This window comes from Actinophytocola sp. NPDC049390 (assembly GCF_044466355.1).
Lineage (GTDB): Bacteria > Actinomycetota > Actinomycetes > Mycobacteriales > Pseudonocardiaceae > Actinophytocola.
Window position 1 is genome coordinate 57,504 of sequence record NZ_JBITMQ010000021.1, and the last position, 15,573, is coordinate 73,076.

Consider the following 15,573-nt stretch of genomic DNA (forward strand, 5'->3'; position numbering starts at 1 on the left):
TCAGCAGATGCGGGGAAGTTGCTCCCCGACGAGCATGTCCAGAACTCGCGAGGACCCCACGAGCGTGCGGACCGTGACGCGTCCCGCCGGGCCGTCACCGACCCGGCCGATCACGGTGGCCGCGACGCCATCTGGTCTGTCGCGCATCGCGGTGAGGATCCGGTCCGCCGCGGCCGGGGCGACCATCGCGACCAGGCAGCCCTCGTTGGCGACGTGCAAGGGGTCCAACCCGAGCAGCTCGCACGCCGCCGCCACGTCGCGTGGCACCGGCAGCGCCTGCTCGTCCAGTTCGATCGACACGGCGGAGGCGTCGGCGAGTTCGTTCAGCGCGCTCGCCACGCCGCCACGGGTGGGATCGCGCAGCGCGTGCACGGCATCGCCGCCGACCTCCAACATCGCCCGCACGAGGCGGTGCAGCGGCCTGCTGTCGGAGACGATGCCGGAGTCGAAGCCGAGGTCATCACGTGCGGACAGGACCGCCATGCCGTGCGCACCGATCGGTCCCGACAGCAGCACCAGGTCACCGGGCCGGCACCGGGCCGCCGACGGGTCGACGCCCGCCACGCGGACGCCGATTCCCGTCGTGGTCAGGTAGATGCCGTCGGCGCCGCCCCGCTCGACGACCTTCGTGTCGCCGGTGACCACCGGCACGCCCGCATCGGTCGCCGCCGCGGCGACCGATGCGGTGATCCGCCGCAGTTCCGCTATGGGCAACCCTTCCTCGAGGACGTAGGCCACCGACAGCGCGACCGGTTCCGCGCCACGCATCGCGATGTCGTTGACCGTGCCGTGCACCGCCAGCGAGCCGATGTCGCCGCCGGGGAAGAACCTCGGGGTGACGACGAAGCTGTCGGTGCTGAAGACGAGCTGTGCCGTGCCGACGGGGACGACCGCGGCGTCCTCCAGCACGCCGCCACCACCCAGCTGGGGCGTGATCACGTCCCGCAGCAGCTCTGCCATCAGCTGACCGCCGGAGCCGTGGCCGAGCAGCACCCGTTCGGTCTCGGCGCGGGGCGCGGGACAGGTCATCACGACCGGGTCGACCGTGCTCATCGTTCCTCCACTGTGGACAGGCGGCCGGCGTGGTAGAAGGCGGCGCAGGTGCCTTCTGCGGACACCATGGGCGCGCCGAGCGGGGTCCTCGGGGTGCACCGGGTGCCGTAGGCGGCGCACGAGGTCGGCAGCCGGGTGCCTCGGAGCACCTCACCGGCGACGCAGTCCGGGTTCTCGTGAGCGTGCAGATCGGCGACGGCGAAGCGGGTCTCGGCGTCGAACGCCGCGAACCGCTCGGTGAGGGTGAGGCCGCTGGTGGGGATCGTGCCGATGCCGCGCCAGTCGCGGTCGGTGAGCCGGAACACCCGCCGCACGGCCGACTGCGCCTCGGTGTTGCCCGTGCGGCTGACCGCGCGGGCGTACTGGTTCTCGACTTCGGCCCGCCCCTCCTCCAGTTGCCGCGTGGTCATGAGGATGCCCTCGATCAGGTCGAGCGGTTCGAAGCCGGTCACCACGATCGGGACGTGGTAGCGAGCGGCGAGCGGCTCGTACTCGGTCCACCCCATGACCGCGCACACGTGCCCGGCCGCCAGGAACGCCTGCACCTGGTTGTCGGCGGCGTCGAGGATGGCGGTGATCGCCGGCGGCACCAGCACGTGGCTGACCAGCACGGTGAAGTTGTCCAGCCCGAGTGCCGCGGCCCGCAGCACGGCCATGGCGTTCGCGGGCGCGGTCGTCTCGAAGCCGACGGCGAAGAACACGACCTGCCTGCCCGGGTTCCGTTCGGCGAGCCTGACGGCGTCGAGCGGGGTGTACACCAGCCGCACGTCACCACCCCGCGCCCTCACCCCGAGCAGGTCACCGGTGGTGCCAGGCACCCGGAGCATGTCGCCGTAGCTGGTGAAGACCACGCCAGGGCGGCTCGCGATCGCCACCGCCTTGTCGACCATCGCGAGGGGCGTGACGCACACCGGGCAGCCGGGCCCGTGGATCATGCGCATCCCGGCGGGCAACAGTTCGTCGATGCCCTGCCGGACGAGGGTGTGGGTCTGCCCACCGCAGACCTCCATGATCGCCCACGGGCGGGTCGCGGTGGCGGCCAGCTCGGCGAGCAGGCTACGGGCCAACGCCGGGTCGCGGTACTCGTCGAGGTACTTCATGGGCCCAGCTCCCCGGCCAGTGCGTCGGGCATAGCCTTCAGCACGGCGAAGGTGCGTGCCGCCTCGTCCTCGTCGACCCGGCTGATCGCGAAGCCGACGTGGACGATCACGTAGTCACCGAGCCGCGCTTCCGGTGTGTATGCGAGGCACACGGGCCGCTGGACGCCGTCGAAGTCGACCGTGCCCAGCCAGGGCTCCTCGGCGTCGATGGCGACGATCCGTCCCGGAACACCAAGGCACACAGGGCTCACCCCTCGCCGATCGTGGCGGCCGCCACGGCCGCCTGCCCGTAGCTGATGCCGCCGTCGTTGACCGGCACCCGCTGTCCGATGTGGACGTCGAGGTCCTGTGCGGTGAGGGCAGCGACCAGTTCGCCGGCGAGGAGCGCGTTCTGGAAGACACCGCCGCCGAGGCAGACGGTGCGCACGCCCGTCTCCCGCACGGCCTCGGTGACCATGGCCAACGAGACCTCGGTGACGGTGTGGTGGAAACGCCGTGCGACGGCCTCGGCCGGGGCGTCGGTGGTGATCACGTCGGCGAGCGTGTGCGCCGCGTCGTAGACCCAGAGCCCCGCGCGCCTGTGCAGCGTCCACCGCAGCGGCGTGCTCGTCGTGGCACGCCGCGCCGCCGCCTCCAGCAGCACCGCGGCCTCACCCTCGTAGGTGGTCTCGTCGCAGAGGCCGAGCAGTGCGGCGACGGCGTCGAAGAGCCGTCCCGCGCTGGATGCCCTCGGGCAGTTGACGTTCGCCTCGATCATCCGGCGGATGAGTGCGACCTCCCGGTCGCGGAGGCGTGCGGTGAGCCCCTGCGCCAGGTGCTCAGGAACGTGGTCCTCCGCCCCGAAGAGGTAGCCGAGCGCCATCCTGACCGGTTTGCGGACCGCGGCCTCGCCGCCGGGCAGCGGGGCCGTGCCGAACCTGCCGCACCTGCGGTAGCTCGTGTAGTCGCACAGCAGCAGTTCGCCGCCCCACAGCGTGCCGTCGTCGCCGAGCCCGAGGCCGTCGTACGCGAGGCCGAGGAACGGCCCGGTCACCCCGTGCTCCGCGGCGGTCGCGGCGACGTGCGCGTGGTGGTGCTGCACCCCGATCCTGTCCCGCGCGGGCCACCGCTCTCGCGCGTGCTGGGTGGACAGGTAACCGGGGTGCAGGTCGTGGGCGGCGATCCGCGGCTCGACCGCGTGCAGGCGCGACAGCGCCGCGACCGACTCGGTGAACGCGGTGTAGGTGTCCACATCGGACAGGTCGCCGAGGTGCGGGCCGGCGACCGCCCGGTCGCCGATACCCAGGGTGACGGTGTTCTTCAGCTGCGCGCCCACCGCGAGCAGCGGTGCTGGCGTCCGCACCGGCAGCGGCAGCGGTGCGGGGGAGTAACCGCGGGCACGGCGGATCACCTGCCTCTGGCCGCCGACGATCCGGACCACGGAATCGTCGTAGCGGGACCACACCGCGCGGTCGTGGGTGAGGATGCCGTCGACGAACGGGCCCAGTGTCGCCGCCGCGCGGCCGTCGTCGATCGCGATCGGTTCGCCGGTCCGGTTGCCGCTCGTCACCACGAGGGGTGTGGCGAGATCCGCCAGCAGCAGGTGGTGCAGTGGGCTGTAGGGGAGGAACACACCCAGCTCCGCCAGCCCGGGCGCCACGTCGTCGGCGACTGCCGTGTCCGCACGCCTCGGCAGCAGCACGATCGGCTGGGCAGTCGAGTGGAGGGCGTTCGCGGCGGGCAGGTCGACGATCGTGAGTGTCCTGGCCATCGCCAGGTCGCGGGCCATGACCGCGAACGGCTTGCGGGGCCGGTGCTTCGCGGCACGCAGCCGCCGCACCGCTGCCTCGGCGTCCGCGGCGCAGACCAGTTGGTAGCCGCCGACGCCCTTGACCGCCACGAGCCCACCACCGGCGATCACCGCCTCGGCGGCGCGCAGTGCGGCTTCTCCGGTCGCGGCACCGAAACGCAGCCGCGGGCCGCAGGAGGGGCAGGCGGTCGGCTCGGCGTGGAACCGGCGGTTCGCCGGATCCCGGTACTCCGCCGCGCAGGGGCCGCACATCGGGAAGGCCAGCATCGCCGTCCGCGCGCGGTCGTAGGGCAGGTCGCCGACGATGGTCGCGCGCGGGCCGCAGTCCGTGCAGTTCAGGAAGGGGTAGCGGTACCGCCGGTCGGCGGGGTCGAACAACTCGTGCACGCAGGCGTCGCAAGTCGCCAGGTCAGGGGGCAGGTCGCGGGAGCCTGCCGGGTCGGCGCCGCTGGCGTCGATGCTGAACCCGGCACCCGCGCCGGTGGCGTCGGTCGTGACCGCGACCCGGACGATCTCGGACTGCCGGGGAGCATCCATGGTGAGACGCGCCAGGAACTCGTCGACAGCGGCCGTCGGGCCCGCGAGCCGGATGGCGACATGCCCGCCCGCGTTGCGCACCCCGCCGCGCAGCCCGAGGTTCACGGCGAGGCGGTAGACGAACGGCCGGAACCCGACGCCCTGCACCGTGCCGTACACCCGTACCAGGACGGCGGTCTCGGCTGCGCTGCTGGATTGGACGTCGGTCGTCACGAACCCGAGCGTGCCGGTGGCGCACAGGTGGCAGCCAGGGCACTTGGTCCTCGTGGCGCCTGACCAACGGTACTGGGTACCCGCGCGCCACGGCGCGAACGTGGTGGTACGGCACCAAGGGGAAAGGAGTGCGCGATGTCCACACGTCCATCGCTGGCACGACTCGGACTCGACACCGGGAAGAAGGCGCGACTCCACCGCATCCTGCACCAGCACGGCCTGCGCAACGGCACGGCACTGTTCCTGCCGTACGACCAGGGTTTCGAACACGGTCCGCGCGACTTCTTCGCCAACCCGGCGTCCGGCGACCCGAAGTACGTGATCCGGCTCGCGCTCGAAGGCGGGTTCAACGGCGTCGTGCTCCAGATCGGCCTCGCGGAGAAGTTCTACTGGGACTTCGCCGGTGAACTGCCGCTGGTGCTGAAGCTGAACGGGAAGACCGACATCCCGCCGGACTCCGCGGCGTTGTCCCCGGTGCACGGGAGCGTCGCGGACGCGGTCCGCCTCGGCGCGGACGCCGTCGGCTACACCCTGTACGTCGGCACCCCGGCCCAGGAGCAGGACTTCGCGCAGTACCGCCAGGTCCGCGCGGACGCCGAGCGTCTCGGCATGCCGCTGATCGTCTGGGCCTACCCGCGCGGGTCGGCCGTCGAGGCCAAGGGCGGCAAGAACTCCTTCTACGCCGTGGACTACGCGGCACGGGTCGCGAGTGAGCTGGGTGCCGACGTGGTGAAGGTGAACTTCCCGCACCCGGAGAAGCAGGACGGCACCCCCGAGCAGTACGGCGCGGCCTTCACCACGCAGGACGCCATCGACGCGGTGGTGCGTTCGGCCAACCGCACGATGGTGCTGGTGTCCGGCGGCGCGAAAGCGGGCGACGAGGCGATGTTCGAGAAGGCCCGGCAGTCGATGGACGCGGGCGCGACGGGACTCATCTTCGGCCGCAACGTGTGGCAGCGCGACCACGACGACTCGCTGCGGTTCGTCGAGCGGCTGCGCGAGCTGCTCGCCAAGTACGACAGCGCGCCATGAGGAGGAACACGATGGTGACGACAGCACGGGAGGCACAGCGGCCCGCGACGACGACCGAGCAGGTCTGGCGTGAGCTGACCAAGGCGTCGTTCGCGGTGATCAGCCAGGTCACCGCGGCCGGCGCGCCGCGGTCGAGCGGAGTGGTGTACGCCGTCGAGGACCGGCGGTTGTACGCGGTGGTGGCGCCGCACAGCTGGAAGGCCAGGCACCTGGCTGCGGACGGCCGGGTCGCGGTGACGGTGCCGGTGCACCGCGGCGGCGTGCTCGCGCTCGTCGCACCGATCCCGCCCGCCACGATCAGCTTCCACGGCCACGCGACCGTGCGGCCGGCCTCGGTGTTGCCCGAACGCCTGTCACACCTGGTGCCTGCCGAGCGCCGCGCGTCGTGCCGGGTCGTGGAGATCGAGCCGGATGGCGACTTCGTGCTGTACGGCATCGGCGTGCCCCTGCTGCGGATGCGTGAGCCCGCGACGGCGCGTGCCCGCGTGCCGGTGTCAGTGTCGCCGCCGCTGCCTGGGGAGTGAGTCCTGTGTACGAGGTACGGGTGCACGGGCGTGGTGGGCAGGGCGTGGTCACCGCCGCCGAGTTGCTGTCGGTGGCCGCGTTCCTGGAGGGCCGGCACGCGCAGGCGTTCCCCAGCTTCGGTTCCGAACGCACCGGTGCCCCGGTCGTGGCGTTCTGCCGTGTCGCCGACCGGCCCATCCGCACGCACGCGCCGATCGCGCGCCCCAACGCGGTGATCGTGCAGGACCCCACGTTGTTCGGCGCGGTGCCCGTGCTCGACGGACTGCGGCCGGACGGTTTCGTCCTCGTCAACTCCACACAGGACATCGCGGTCGTCGGCCGCACCGTGTTCTCCCTGCCCGCCACCGAGATCGCACGCGAACTGGTCGGGCGACCGGTGCCCAACGCGGCGCTGCTCGGCGCGTTCTCCGCCGCGAGCGGACTGGTGTCACCGGCCGCGGTGTACGCGGCCATCCGGGACCGGTTCCCCGCCGAGATCGCCGAGGCGAACGTCGCCGCGGCCATGAGGGCGTACGGGATCGTCCGCGCCGCGAAGGGGGAACCAGCCCATGCTTAGGCAGATCGAGGGCTCCCGTGCCGTCGCCGAGGGTGTCGCCCTGTGCAGGCCTGAGGTGATCAGCGCCTACCCCATCTCGCCGCAGACGCACATCGTCGAGGCACTGTCCGCGATGGTGAAGTCCGGTGTGCTCCACCCCTGCGAGTACGTGAACGTCGAGTCGGAGGTCGCCGCGATGTCCGCCGCGATCGGGGCGTCGGCGACCGGGGCCCGTGCGTACACGGCCACCGCCAGCCAAGGGCTGTTGTACATGGTCGAGGCCGTCTACAACGCGTCCGGCCTCGGGCTGCCGATCGTGATGACCGTCGCCAACCGGGCGATCGGCGCGCCGATCAACATCTGGAACGACCACAGCGACTCGATGTCCCAGCGCGACAGCGGCTGGCTGCAGCTCTACGCCGAGAACAACCAGGAGGCGCTCGACCTGCACCCGCAGGCGTTCCGCATCGCCGAGGAGCTGTCCGTGCCGGTCATGGTGTGCATGGACGGCTTCGTGCTGACCCACGCGTTCGAGCGCGTCGACGTGCCGGCACAGGGCGAGGTGGACGCGTTCCTGCCGCCCTACGAGCCGAGGCAGGTCCTCGACCCCGCCGAGCCGGTGTCGATCGGGGCGATGGTCGGGCCGGAGGCGTTCACGGAGGTCCGGTACCTGGCGCACCTGCGGCAGCTCGACGCGCTGGCCGTCATTCCGGACGTCGCGGAGGAGTTCTCCCGTCGGTTCGGCCGGTCCTCGGGCGGGCTGGTCCGCCCGTACCGGGTGGAGGACGCGGACACCGTGGTGATCGCGCTCGGTTCTGTGCTGGGCACGGTCAAGGACACGGTGGACGCACTGCGGGCGGATGGCGTGCGGGTCGGTGTCGTCGGCATCACGACGTTCCGGCCGTTCCCGTACGACGCCGTGCGTGCCGCCGTCGGGGAGCCCGCGCGGGTGATCGTGCTGGAGCGGGCGTTCTCCGTCGGCACGGGCGGCATCGTGACCGCGGACGTGCGTGGCGCCCTGCCCGGGCGGCGGCTGCACACGGTCGTCGCCGGGCTCGGCGGGCGGCCGGTCACCGAGGCGTCACTGCACGACCTCCTCACGCGGACCGACCTGGACGCGCTGACCTTCCTGGACCTCGACACGACCCTCATCGAAAGTTGAGAACCGCGATGCCAGCGAAGACCGTGAAGTTCTACCAAACCGGCAGCTTCGCCGTCGGGAACCGGCTGCTGCCCGTGATCGACCGGGCCGTGCAGGCCGACCCCGGTCGCGCGAACTCGCTGACCTGCGGCCACCGCGCCTGCCAGGGCTGCGGCGAGGCGCTCGGCGCCCGGTACGTCCTCGACGCGGCGATGCGTTCCACGAAGGGGCGGATGATCGCCGTGAACGCCACCGGCTGCCTCGAGGTGTTCTCCACGCCCTACCCGGAGACGTCGTGGCGGGTGCCGTGGCTGCACTCCCTGTTCGGCAACGCACCCGCCGTCGCGACCGGGGTCGCGGCCGCACTCAAGGCCAGGGGCATCGACGACGTGCGGGTCGTCGCGCAGGGAGGAGATGGCGGCACCGTCGACATCGGCTTCGCCTGCCTGTCCGGCATGTTCGAGCGGAACGACGACGTGCTGTACGTCTGCTACGACAACCAGGCGTACATGAACACCGGCGTGCAGCGCTCCGGTGCGACCCCGCCCGCCGCGCGGACCGCGACCACACAGGCGGTGGGCCCGGAGCCGGGCAACGAATTCGGCCGCGGCAAGAACGTCCCGATGATCGCGCTGGCGCACGAGATCCCGTACGTCGCCACCGCGACGGTGGCCGACCTGCGGGACCTCGAGTACAAGGTGACGCGGGCGTTCGAGTTCCGCGGCGCCCGCTACCTCCACGTGCTCGTGCCGTGCCCGCTCGGCTGGGGCACCTCGGCAGGGGACACCATCCGGATCGCGCGCCTCGCCAAGGAGAGCGGACTGTTCCCGGTGTTCGAGGCGGACCACGGCGAGATCGTCGACGTGTCGCGGATCCGCAGGCGGGTGCTCGTCGAGGACTACCTGCGGCCCCAGAAGCGCTACGCCCACCTGTTCGGCGAGCCACCGCGCACCGACGTCGTCGCCCGCATCCAAGCCATGGCCGACCGCAACATCCGCCGTTTCGGTCTCACCGAGGAGCAGTGATGGACAAGCCGTTCGCGATCACACTGGGACCCGGCTCGAGCCTCGCCAACCGGACCGGCGCCTGGCGCACCGAGCGCCCCGAGTACGTGCACCTCACCTCACCGTGCGACAACGCCTGCCCGGCCGGAGAGCACGTGCGGCAATGGCTGTACGAGGCAGAGGAAGGCCGCTACGAGGACGCCTGGCGCACACTGGTCGCCGACAACCCGTTCCCGGCCATCATGGGCCGGGTCTGCTACCGGCCGTGTGAGACCGCGTGCAACCGGGGCACGCTCGACGAGTCCGTCGGGATCAACGCGGTGGAACGCTTCCTCGGCGACGAGGCCATCCGTCGCGGGTGGACGGTCACCGTGCGCGCGCCTCGGTCCGGCAAGCGGGTGCTCGTGGTCGGCGCCGGACCGTCCGGTCTGTCGGCCGCCTACCACCTCACCCTGCTCGGCCACGACGTGACGGTGCGGGACGCCGGCGCCGCGCCCGGCGGCATGATGCGCTACGGCATCCCCGCGTACCGGCTGCCCCGCGACGTCCTGGACGCGGAGATCGCCCGTGTCGTCGACCTCGGGGTGACGCTGGAAGTGTCGACGCCCGTCACCGACGTGCCCGGTGCCTTGCGGGAGTTCGACGCGGTGTTCCTGGCAGTCGGCGCGCACATCGCCAAGCGGGTGGAGATACCGGCCGGTGACGGCGCTCGCATCCTCGACGCCGCGACACTGCTGCGGTCCATGGCCGGGGAGGAGCGTCCGGCGCTCGGCCGCCGGGTCGCCGTCTACGGCGGCGGGAACACCGCCATGGACGCCGCCCGCACCGCACGCAGGCTGGGCGCCACCGACGCGATCGTCGTCTACCGCCGCACCCGCGACCGCATGCCCGCCCACGACGTCGAGGTCGAGGAGGCACTCGAGGAAGGCGTCACCATGCGATGGCTGTCGACCGTCCACCACGTCGAAGCCGGACGCGTCACCATCGAGAAGATGTGCCTCGGCGACGACGGCAAACCCCAGCCGACGGGCGAGTTCGAGGAACTGGGGGCCGACTCGCTGGTCCTCGCCATCGGACAGAACGCGGATCTCGCGCTCCTGTCAGGCGTGCCGGGTGTCGAGGTGGCGGACGGTGTCATGCGGGTGGGCACGGACTTCATGACCGGCCACCCCGGCGTCTTCGCGGGTGGGGACATGGTCCCCGCCGACCGCACGGTCACCGTGGCGGTCGGCCACGGCAAGAAGGCGGCCCGGCACATCGACGCCTGGTTGTGCGGAAGCTCCCACGAGGAGCCGCCGGTCGCGCCCCTCGCCACGTACGAAGGCCTGAACACCTGGTACTACGCCGACGCGCCGGCCAGCGTGCGCCCGACGCTCGAGTCGGCGCGCCGCACCACGACGTTCGACGAGGTCGTCGGCGGACTGGACGCGTCGACGGCACTGTTCGAGGCGCGCCGCTGCCTGTCCTGCGGCAACTGCTTCGACTGCGACAACTGCTACGGCGTCTGCCCGGACAACGCGATCCGCAAGGTGGGCGACCACTACGAGATTGACTACGACTACTGCAAGGGCTGTGGCCTCTGCGTGTCCGAATGCCCGGCGGGCGCCATCACGATGCGCCCCGAGAGGACGTGATCCCGATGCGAAAGACCCTGATCGGTGCGGTCCTGCTCCTGCTGGCGGCGGGATGTGCGGAGGACGTGCCCGGCACAGCGGATCCGGGCCAGCCACCCCAGCCGACCACCACGACACCCGCGCTCCGGCCGACCACTGCCCCGGCCACCACGACCACCACCACGGCGGCCGCTCCCGCACCGTCCACCACCAGCCCGGCCACGGGACCCGCCGTGTGCACGGTCGACGACCTGACCGTGTCCCTCGGCGCGTCGGAGGGCACCGCGGGGACGATGTACCGCGCACTGGTGTTCACCAACAGCGGCGGCCGCCCGTGCGTCATCCGGGGCTTCCCCGGCGTGTCGTTCGTCGCGGGTGACGACGGCCACCAGGTCGGCGAGCCTGCGGTCCGCTCTGGCACGAAGGGCCCGGCGGTCACCCTGAAGCCAGGCATGACCGCCACAGCGCCCGTCGGGTTCCGCAACATCACGGCGTTCGACCCGGCGGTGTGCAGGCCGACGGACGTCCGCGGGCTGCGCGTGTACCCGCCCCACGAGCGGAAGGCGGAATTCGTCCTGTTCGCCACGCAGGGGTGTGCCGGCGTCGTGCCGGGCGGCCAGTTGACGGTGGCCACCGTCCACGCCGGCTCCGGACTCGGGTGATGGGAACGAACGCAGGGGCATGACGAAAGGGAGCGGAGCCGGTCGGCTCCGCTCCCGCGTGCAACGGCTATGGGCGCGTGATGTCGATGGTCATCGGGTCCGGGAGGTGGCCGTGCGTGTCGTCGCGGCGGTACTCCATCGACACGACCACGTCGACCACGCCGTCGATGTGCCTCGTCATGTCCTCGACCAGGCCGATCTGGCTCTTCAGCTCGAGCTGTCCGGTGAGGGTGGCCTCGCCGTCGTGGACATCGACGGTCACGGTGGCGGGGTTGACCGCGATGCCGAGGCCGCGTTCGAAGACGTGCGTGACGATGTCGTCGCGGATGTCCTCGTCCTTGCGCAGGAACACCGCCAGGACGTCCTTGCGGCTGACGATGCCGACGAGCTTGCCGTCGGCGTCGACGACCGGGAGGCGTTTCACGTTGTGCTGGGTCATGAGCCGCGCGGCGCCGGCGACCGTGGCGTTGTCGGACACCGTGATCGCGGGCGTGGTCATCAGCGTGGCGGCCGTCGTGGCGACGGCGCGCCGCAGGTTCCGCCTGCCGCTCCACCAGCTCATCAGCGACCGCGTGAACTCGACCTCCTGGGTGCCCTGCTTGATCAGCAGGTCCGCCTCGGAGACCACACCGAGCACGTGGCCGTCGCGGTCCACGACCGGTACGGCGCTCACGTCCCTGCTGGACAACGCGCGGACGACGTCCTTGAACGGAGTGCCTTCCCGCACCGTGACGACGTCGGTGCTCATCACGTTCCTGACCTTCTGGTGGCTCATCGCTACCTCCTCCACTGCGACCAGCGTCCGTCGGCGCCGCCTCGGTGCGCTGCGGGCGGACGGTCCGGCGAGCAGGGACTTCGGTCCCGCGTCCGCCGGGACCAGTCGCGGGACCTTCGTCGGCGCGGTCGTTGCTTCCGGCTCTGATCGCGGTGTGCTCGCGTGGGGAGGCTGGTGTCAGAGAACCATGAGGGAGGCGTGATGACTGTGCCGGCGATGATGGTCGGGAGCGTGATGACGCGGTGCCCGGTGTCGGTACCCCCTGGCGCCCCGTTCGCGACGGTGGCGGCGGTCCTGGCACGCGGGAGGATCGGGGCCGTTCCGGTCGTCGACCGGGACGGACAGCTGGTCGGCGTGGTGTCGGAGGCTGACCTGATCGGTGGCCGGGACGGCGCCGGGGTGACCGCGCGGGAGCTGATGACCGAGGCGGTGCGCACGGTGCCGGTGGACGCGACGGTGCCGGCGGCGACGCGGTTGCTGGCCAGGGCCGGTGTGCGGCGACTGTTCGTCACCGAGCACGGCAGGCTGGTCGGCGTGCTGTCCCGGCGGGATCTGCTGACCACGTACGTCCGCGACGACGACGAGATCCGCGTGGACGTCGAGCACGCCGTGGCGGAGCTGCCCGGCGGGCGGCCGGTGCGGGTGACCGTCCGGGACGGGGTCGTGCTGCTGCTCGGCCGTGTCGAATGGCGCAGCACGCGCGTCGCGGTCGCCGAACGGGCGCGCGCGGTGCCGGGTGTGGTGGAGGTGCTGGACCGGCTGGGCTACGTCTTCGACGACGGCGCCCGGCTTGCCGGAGCCACCCGATGACCGCGACGACCGGTGTGCGGGCGTTGCTCGCCGACGGCCGGATCGTCGTGATCAGGGCGATCGACGTGTCGGACGCCGCCGACGTGCTCGCGCTCCACACACGACTGTCCGAACACGACCGCTACCTCCGTTTCTTCGGCAGCGGCAAGAGCATCCTCGACGCCATCACCCGCCGGATCGCGCGTACCGCCGACGACTCGCACGCGGCGGTCGGCGCCTGGCTCGGCGGGAAACTCGTCGGCGTCGCCCACTACGAGCGGACCTTGGGCAGCACGACCGCCGAGGTGGCCCTGGTGGTGGACGGTGCGGTGCAGGCGCGCGGGCTCGGCACACTCCTGCTGGAGCACCTCGGTTCCGCGGCCCGGCGGCGTGGCATCACCCGGTTCGTCGCCGAGGTCCTCGCGGAGAACCAGCGGATGATCAAGGTGTTCGCCGACGCCGGCCTGCCCTACCGGATGTCCAGCCTCGGCCCCGAGAGGCACGTCGAGATCTGGCTGACCGAGAACGAGGTCTTCGCCGCGGCGGTGGACGAACGAGACCGGGTCGCCGACGTGGCCAGTCTCGCGAACGTGCTGCGGCCGTCGTCGATCGTCGTGGTCGGCGCTGGCAGGCGGCCGGACTCGGTCGGGCACGCGGTGCTGCGGAACCTGCTCGACGGCGGGTTTTCGGGAAAGCTGACCGCGGTCAACCCGCATGCCGACGAGATCGCCGGGGTGCCGTGCCGACCGTCGATCGCCGAGCTGACGGAGGTACCGGACCTGGCCGTGGTGTGCGTGCCCGCGCCGACGGTGCCCGACGCCGTCGAGGAGTGCGGCCGGGAAGGCATCCCTGCCGTGGTCGTGATCTCCGCGGGGCTGTCCGGCACCGACCTCGCCGACCGTGTCGTGGCATCGATCCGACGGCACGGCATGCGTCTCGTCGGACCGAACTGCATCGGCGTCGCCAACACGGCGACGGGCATGAACGCCACCTTCATGAGCGGTGCCGTCCCGGAGGGCGACGTGGGGATCGTGACCCAGTCCGGCGGTGTCGGCATCGCGGTCGTGGAACTGCTGCGGCAGCTCGGACTCGGTGTCTCGACCATGGTGTCGACCGGTGACAAGTACGACATCAGCGGTAACGACATGCTGCTGTGGTGGCGGCACGATCAGAACACCGCGGCCGCGGTGCTGTACCTCGAATCCTTCGGGAACCCGCGCAAGTTCAGCCGTCTCGCGCGCGGGCTGGCGCGGACCAAACCGGTGCTGGCCGTGCGTTCGGCCGAGAGCGACGTCGCCCAGCGGGCCGCCGCGTCGCACACCGCAGCGGCCGCGACCCCGGCCGTCACCAGGGACGCCCTGTTCGAACAGGCGGGCGTGATCGCGGTAGACACGGTCAGCGAGGTCGTTGACGTGCTCACCGCCCTCGCGTGGCAACCGCTGCCCGGCGGCAACCGGGTCGCGATCCTGTCCAACGCGGGTGGCGCCGGGGTACTGGCCGCCGACGCGTGCGTCCACAACGGACTTCTCGTGCCACGGCTGGCCGAGTCCACGCGTGCCGCGCTGGCCGCGTTGTTGCCGACACAGGCGAGTACGGACAACCCCATCGACACGACGGCCGCCGTGAACGCCGCGACGTTCGCCGCCTGCCTCGACGTCCTGCTCGCTGACGGGAGCATCGACGCGGTGCTCGCCGTCGGAGTGCCGACGGCCGTCGCGGACCCGGTCACGGCGGCACCCGCCATCGCGCGGGAGCGCCGCAAGACCGTGCTGGTCGTCCGGCCCGGGCAGCTGCCGTCGGTGATCGGGCTCGGTGACGAGCACGACCCGGCACCGGCCACGGCGAGCTACGCCGACCCGGCCGCCGCCGCGGCGGCACTCAGCCGGATGGCGACCTACGCGCGGTGGCGGGCGCGACCAGCCGGCGACGTCGGGACGCCGGACGATGTCCGGCTGGACGAGGCACGAGCACTGGTGCGGGAGTTCCTGCGAGCCGAGCCCCACGGTGGATGGCTCGCACCAGCCACCACGATGCGGCTGCTCACGCTGTTCGGCATCCCGGCGGTGCCGTCGATCCAGGCCGGTGACGTCGCCGAGGCGGTCGCGGCACTCCGTGAACTGGGCGGCCCGGTGGCGGTGAAGGTGATCGCGGCCGGGGTGCTGCACAAGGCCAGAGCAGGCGGGGTGGCGCTGAACGTGGCGACCGAGGCGGACCTGCGGACGGTGTGGACCGGTTTCCGCGACCGCTTCGGTGACGCCATGCTGGGCGTCCTGGTCCAGCCGATGGCCGAACCGGGCCGGGAACTGATCGTCGGCGTCGACTCGGACGAGACGTTCGGGCCGTTGGTGGTGTTCGGACTGGGCGGCACCGACACTGACCTCATCGCGGACCGCGCCGCGCGGCTCACCCCGCTGTCCGACGTGGACGCCGAGGAGATGGTGCACGGCCTGCGCTCGTCGGCCATGCTGTTCGGCGGCGACCGCCCACTCCCCACCGACGGCCTGGTCGACGTGCTCGTCAGGACCAGCGCACTCGCCGACGCCATCCCCGAGGTCACCGAACTCGACCTCAACCCGGTGGTCGTCCGCGTCGACGGCTGTCAGGTGCTCGACGCCCGTGTGCGGATCGCGCCCCGTGAACCCAGTGACCCGTTCCTGCGGAGGCTACGCGCCTGAGCTGCCTCCTTCGGGCGTGCGGTGTAACCGGCTGCGCGGCACGCGCCGGGCTGCGGCATCTCATCCTCCGCGTTCCATCCGGCGCTGGCTGGATGGCACTGGGTGACGTGTTCCCCGGTCTGCGGCGCAC

The 15,573-nt window shown here is 71.9% G+C and carries 14 protein-coding genes; 9 read left to right on the forward strand and 5 right to left on the reverse strand.

Annotation, left to right across the window (positions count from 1 at the left end; all coding sequences use genetic code 11):
* Genes hypE through hypF form a run of 4 tightly spaced genes read right to left on the reverse strand, consistent with a single transcriptional unit; the run spans nt 1 to nt 4,692 of the window.
* Entirely contained in the window at nt 1-1,053 is a 1,053-nt protein-coding gene (gene hypE / locus ACIBVP_RS41000; protein WP_396111970.1) for a hydrogenase expression/formation protein HypE, read from the reverse strand.
* Nucleotides 1,050-2,153 carry a hydrogenase formation protein HypD gene (gene hypD, locus ACIBVP_RS41005; RefSeq protein WP_396111971.1) on the reverse strand — a complete coding sequence of 368 codons (1,104 nt, stop codon included), beginning with the start codon at nt 2,151-2,153 and terminating at the stop codon, nt 1,050-1,052. The genes hypE and hypD overlap by 4 nt, the downstream gene beginning before the upstream one ends.
* On the reverse strand, nt 2,150-2,395 hold the full coding sequence (locus ACIBVP_RS41010) for a HypC/HybG/HupF family hydrogenase formation chaperone (protein ID WP_396111972.1): 246 nt from the start codon (nt 2,393-2,395) through the stop codon (nt 2,150-2,152). The genes hypD and ACIBVP_RS41010 overlap by 4 nt, the downstream gene beginning before the upstream one ends.
* Before the next feature lie 5 nt (nt 2,396-2,400).
* On the reverse strand, nt 2,401-4,692 hold the full coding sequence (gene hypF, locus ACIBVP_RS41015) for a carbamoyltransferase HypF (RefSeq protein WP_396111973.1): 2,292 nt from the start codon (nt 4,690-4,692) through the stop codon (nt 2,401-2,403).
* 135 nt (nt 4,693-4,827) lie between these two features.
* Here hypF and ACIBVP_RS41020 point away from each other — a divergent pair, with 135 nt between their 5' ends.
* Genes ACIBVP_RS41020 through ACIBVP_RS41050 form a run of 7 tightly spaced genes read left to right on the forward strand, consistent with a single transcriptional unit; the run spans nt 4,828 to nt 11,204 of the window.
* A complete protein-coding gene (locus tag ACIBVP_RS41020) occupies nt 4,828-5,724 on the forward strand; it encodes a class I fructose-bisphosphate aldolase (protein ID WP_396111974.1) in 897 nt (298 codons plus the stop codon).
* 11 nt (nt 5,725-5,735) lie between these two features.
* Nucleotides 5,736-6,248, forward strand: coding sequence for a pyridoxamine 5'-phosphate oxidase family protein (locus ACIBVP_RS41025; protein ID WP_396111975.1), 513 nt, complete (start codon nt 5,736-5,738; stop codon nt 6,246-6,248).
* A gap of 5 nt (nt 6,249-6,253) precedes the next feature.
* Nucleotides 6,254-6,805: a 2-oxoacid:acceptor oxidoreductase family protein gene (locus ACIBVP_RS41030; protein WP_396111976.1), complete on the forward strand. Its 552-nt coding sequence runs from the start codon at nt 6,254-6,256 to the stop codon at nt 6,803-6,805.
* The gene (locus ACIBVP_RS41035; RefSeq protein WP_396111978.1) at nt 6,798-7,946 is read left to right on the forward strand and encodes a transketolase C-terminal domain-containing protein; all 1,149 of its coding nucleotides are present in this window, start codon (nt 6,798-6,800) and stop codon (nt 7,944-7,946) included. The genes ACIBVP_RS41030 and ACIBVP_RS41035 overlap by 8 nt, the downstream gene beginning before the upstream one ends.
* Before the next feature lie 8 nt (nt 7,947-7,954).
* Nucleotides 7,955-8,950, forward strand: a complete 996-nt coding sequence (locus ACIBVP_RS41040) for a thiamine pyrophosphate-dependent enzyme (protein ID WP_396111979.1) — start codon at nt 7,955-7,957, stop codon at nt 8,948-8,950.
* Nucleotides 8,950-10,563: an NAD(P)-binding protein gene (locus ACIBVP_RS41045; RefSeq protein ID WP_396111980.1), complete on the forward strand. Its 1,614-nt coding sequence runs from the start codon at nt 8,950-8,952 to the stop codon at nt 10,561-10,563. The genes ACIBVP_RS41040 and ACIBVP_RS41045 overlap by 1 nt, the downstream gene beginning before the upstream one ends.
* A gap of 5 nt (nt 10,564-10,568) precedes the next feature.
* On the forward strand, nt 10,569-11,204 hold the full coding sequence (locus tag ACIBVP_RS41050) for a DUF4232 domain-containing protein (RefSeq protein WP_396111981.1): 636 nt from the start codon (nt 10,569-10,571) through the stop codon (nt 11,202-11,204).
* Between the two features lie 67 nt (nt 11,205-11,271).
* Here ACIBVP_RS41050 and ACIBVP_RS41055 read toward each other — a convergent pair whose 3' ends face one another.
* Complete coding sequence (locus ACIBVP_RS41055) at nt 11,272-11,979, reverse strand: CBS domain-containing protein (protein ID WP_396111983.1); 708 nt, start codon at nt 11,977-11,979, stop codon at nt 11,272-11,274.
* A 201-nt stretch (nt 11,980-12,180) separates the two neighbouring features.
* Between ACIBVP_RS41055 and ACIBVP_RS41060 the strand changes: the two genes are divergently transcribed.
* Both ACIBVP_RS41060 and ACIBVP_RS41065 read left to right on the forward strand, forming a co-directional pair.
* Complete coding sequence (locus ACIBVP_RS41060) at nt 12,181-12,789, forward strand: CBS domain-containing protein (protein WP_396111984.1); 609 nt, start codon at nt 12,181-12,183, stop codon at nt 12,787-12,789.
* The gene (locus ACIBVP_RS41065) at nt 12,786-15,443 is read left to right on the forward strand and encodes a GNAT family N-acetyltransferase (protein ID WP_396111986.1); all 2,658 of its coding nucleotides are present in this window, start codon (nt 12,786-12,788) and stop codon (nt 15,441-15,443) included. Before ACIBVP_RS41060 ends, ACIBVP_RS41065 begins: the two co-directional genes overlap by 4 nt.
* Nucleotides 15,444-15,573: the final 130 nt, after the last annotated feature.